Source organism: Vibrio sp. M260118, assembly GCF_036533755.1.
Taxonomy (GTDB): Bacteria; Pseudomonadota; Gammaproteobacteria; order Enterobacterales; family Vibrionaceae; genus Vibrio.
Window position 1 is genome coordinate 1 of record NZ_JATABG010000340.1, and the last position, 3,725, is coordinate 3,725.

Annotated in this window: 2 protein-coding genes and 3 tRNA genes; 2 read left to right on the forward strand and 3 right to left on the reverse strand. The window is 44.2% G+C overall.

Annotation, left to right across the window (positions count from 1 at the left end):
- Nucleotides 1-135 precede the first annotated feature (135 nt).
- Entirely contained in the window at nt 136-1,281 is a 1,146-nt protein-coding gene (locus QTO00_RS16285; RefSeq protein WP_331425731.1) for a flagellin, read from the forward strand.
- Between the two features lie 541 nt (nt 1,282-1,822).
- Nucleotides 1,823-2,956 (forward strand): flagellin, encoded by a 1,134-nt coding sequence (locus QTO00_RS16290; RefSeq protein WP_038208195.1) that lies wholly within the window; start codon nt 1,823-1,825, stop codon nt 2,954-2,956.
- A 412-nt stretch (nt 2,957-3,368) separates the two neighbouring features.
- Here QTO00_RS16290 and QTO00_RS16295 read toward each other — a convergent pair.
- From QTO00_RS16295 to QTO00_RS16305, 3 genes are all read right to left on the reverse strand, one after another.
- Nucleotides 3,369-3,453: transfer RNA gene (locus QTO00_RS16295), tRNA-Leu, on the reverse strand.
- Nucleotides 3,454-3,525: 72 nt separating this feature from the next.
- Nucleotides 3,526-3,602: transfer RNA gene (locus tag QTO00_RS16300), tRNA-Met, on the reverse strand.
- 37 nt (nt 3,603-3,639) lie between these two features.
- Nucleotides 3,640-3,724 (reverse strand) — tRNA-Leu (locus QTO00_RS16305).
- Nucleotide 3,725: the final 1 nt, after the last annotated feature.

Genomic DNA, 3,725 nt, shown 5'->3' on the forward strand with positions numbered 1-3,725 from the left:
AATCAATACAGAGTTAAACTAATTCGTTTAAGTAGGCATGAGACCTACTTAGCAAGTCATTTACGGTCAGTGCTTCCCAATGAGACAAAGCTGGCCGCTTCGCAAGCACTTGCGAACTCAATAGGAGAGCAAAGTATGACCATTACAGTAAACACTAACGTGTCGGCGATGACCGCCCAACGTTACTTAAATAAGGCGACCGGGGATCTTAATACCTCGATGGAGCGTCTATCATCGGGCCAAAAAATTAACAGTGCTAAAGATGATGCCGCAGGCCTACAGATTTCGAACAGACTGACAGCCCAGTCTCGCGGTCTAGATGTCGCAATGAGAAATGCGAATGACGGCATCTCTATTGCGCAAACAGCTGAAGGTGCGATGAACGAATCAACGTCTATTCTTCAACGAATTCGTGACTTGTCGTTGCAATCGGCGAACGGCACTAACTCAGCATCAGAGCGACAAGCTCTTCACGAAGAAGTTTCAGCACTGCAAGACGAACTTAACCGTATCGCTGAAACGACCTCTTTTGGTGGCCGTAAGCTATTGAACGGCTCGTTTGGTGAAGCGTCATTCCAAATCGGTGCTAGCTCGGGTGAAGCTATCATCATGGGTCTAACAAGCATTCGTGCAGATGACTATCGTATGGGGGGCCAGACGTTTATTTCTGATGCTGAAAAAGCAAAAGATAAAAACTGGGGCGTACCACCTGCGGCAAAAGATCTTAAGTTTGAGTTTACGACTAAAGATGGTGAAGCGATTACCTTAGATGTTCTAGCTAAAGAAGGCGACGATATCGAAGAGTTAGCAACCTACATTAATGGTCAAACTGATAAGCTAAAAGCGTCTGTTGATCAGGATGGTCGACTACAGATCTTTGCAGCAGAACCAAACTTGCAAGGTAACCTAAACATCTCTGGTGGCCTGGCTAGCGAACTTGGTTTAGCTGGTGGGCCGGGCATTGCAACGACAGTACAAAGCATTGATGTACGTACTGTTGGTGGCGCTCAAAACTCAGTTGGTATCATTGATGCTGCGCTGAAGTATGTTGATTCACAACGTGCGGATCTAGGCGCGAAGCAAAACCGACTAAGTCACAGCATCAACAACCTGGCTAATATCCAAGAAAACGTTGAAGCATCGAACAGTCGAATTCGCGACACTGATTTCGCGAAAGAGACAACAGCGATGACGAAAGCACAAATTCTGCAACAGGCGGGTACATCAATACTTGCTCAAGCAAAACAGTTGCCTAACTCTGCAATGACTCTATTGCAGTAGTGGTCAAATTGAACACTGGCATTAACCTAGACGTAGGGTCAGTGGGATTTTGACGGCAAACATGAGTGATTAGGTAATGGAGCTCTCTCTCACACCTGCTCCATAACTGGAGTCACTTATGTAGCACGGCAGTCAAGCTATGATCATTTCTCTCGATCTCCTTAGCATTTGGCTACCAAAATAGCCCCGGTTCTCTCAAAGGAAAGGGGCTTTTCTTTTGCCTAAAGAAAACTTTACCTCACCGCGAAATACCATCTGCTGATTCTTACTCGGCGGCATCTACCTCTCTTTATGCCAATCAAATACAATAAAACCGCACAATATCGGCCGATATCGTAAAATCTTTAGCAATTAATTTCATATATGTCTAAGGCTTCTCTATCTGATTCTATTCCTTCGATTTTTTAAATAATCGACCAATTAGCTCTAAAGATAATCAAGTTCACGTCGTTAACAAGGGTACTTTGAGAGAACTAATTGGTTTACCGAGACGTCGGAAACCCTTTACCTCCGGTGTACGGAAATCAATAGGAGACCTATTATGGCGGTTAATGTAAATACAAACGTTTCGGCAATGACAGCACAGCGTTATTTAAACAGTGCGACAAGTGCCCAGCAAACGTCGATGGAAAGACTTTCATCTGGCTTCAAGATTAACAGCGCAAAAGATGATGCAGCTGGTCTACAAATCTCGAACCGTTTGAATGTTCAAAGTCGTGGTTTAGATGTTGCTGTACGTAACGCGAACGATGGTATTTCGATGGCGCAGACTGCTGAAGGCGCGATGAACGAAACAACCAACATTCTACAACGTATGCGTGACTTGTCACTTCAATCAGCGAACGGTTCAAACTCTAAGTCTGAGCGTGTTGCAATCCAAGAAGAGGTTACAGCGCTTAACGACGAACTAAATCGTATTGCGGAAACCACTTCGTTTGGTGGTAACAAGCTACTCAACGGTACTTTCTCTACCAAATCTTTTCAGATCGGTGCAGACAACGGTGAGGCAGTCATGCTTACCCTAAACAATATGCGTAGTGATAACGCACAGATGGGTGGTAATAGCTATGTCGCCGCTAATGGTCAAGACAAAGACTGGGTTGTTCAAGCTGGTGCGAACGATTTAACGATTGATCTTACCGACAAATTTGGTCAAGCGCAGAATATCTCTATCACAGCGAAAGAGGGTGATGATATTGAGCAGCTAGCGACCTATATTAACGGTCAAACGGACATGATAACAGCGTCTGTAGACCAAGATGGTAAGCTACAGCTGTTTACTGACAATAACCAAGTTGAAGGCACGGCAACATTTGGTGGCTCGCTTGCAGGTGAACTAAGCATTGGAGCAGCAGAAGCTAAAACTGTTAACACCATGGATGTGACTACTGTAGGTGGCGCACAAGAAGCTGTGGCGATCGTTGACTCTGCATTGAAGTTTGTAGACAGTCATCGCGCTGAGTTAGGTGCGTTCCAGAACCGCTTCAATCATGCGATTAACAACTTAGACAACATCAACGAAAATGTGAATGCGTCTAAGAGTCGTATCAAGGATACCGACTTTGCGAAAGAGACAACGGCTCTTACTAAGTCTCAGATCCTATCGCAAGCGTCAAGTTCTGTTCTTGCGCAAGCAAAGCAAGCGCCCAACTCAGCGTTGGGGCTTTTAGGCTAAGAAAGTAGTTTCTTAGAACAAGAAGTCATGACTTAATAAAAAATCCAGCCTCGGCTGGATTTTTTATGTTTATACCAATCACACCAATTACCTGATCATTCTTGCTTGTTAAAACCACTGATAACTGCGTTAAAGCTATCTCTTAGTTAAAGAAGGTGTAGGTAGAACAACTAGCTAGCTGCAATCTTTGCCTTTTTCTAAATGGTTTTTCCTAAGCAATTTTCTGAACATTTAATTAGTGCGATTGGTATTACTCAATCGCTAGCTGCATGTATCTATCCTTGATCTAGGTATAAACTGTGTAACTGTATGACGATTTATCACTGTGATTTAGGCCCTGAATAGGGAGAGGTAGAGATAATTTGAGCAGATAAAAGAAAACCCAGCTATAAAGCTGGGTTTCTTCAAATGATGGTGCGGAAGGAGAGACTTGAACTCTCACACCTTGCGGCGCCAGAACCTAAATCTGGTGCGTCTACCAATTCCGCCACTTCCGCATCAATTCTGTAGTCGTAATCAACAATTGGTAAAGTCGATTAGACGTTGTATTTATTTATCCCAATAAGGAATGGTGGCTACGACGGGATTCGAACCTGTGACCCCATCATTATGAGTGATGTGCTCTAACCAGCTGAGCTACGTAGCCACTCTGATATCAATGCTAAGCACCGATGTATAAATAATGGTGCGGAAGGAGAGACTTGAACTCTCACACCTTGCGGCGCCAGAACCTAAATCTGGTGCGTCTACCAATTCCGCCACTTCCGCA

Excerpts from the sequence above, each read along its gene's own strand:
- QTO00_RS16285 (WP_331425731.1), top strand. The coding sequence starts at position 136 with ATGACCATTACAGTAAACACTAACGTGTCGGCGATGACCGCCCAACGT.
- QTO00_RS16290 (WP_038208195.1), top strand. The coding sequence starts at position 1,823 with ATGGCGGTTAATGTAAATACAAACGTTTCGGCAATGACAGCACAGCGT.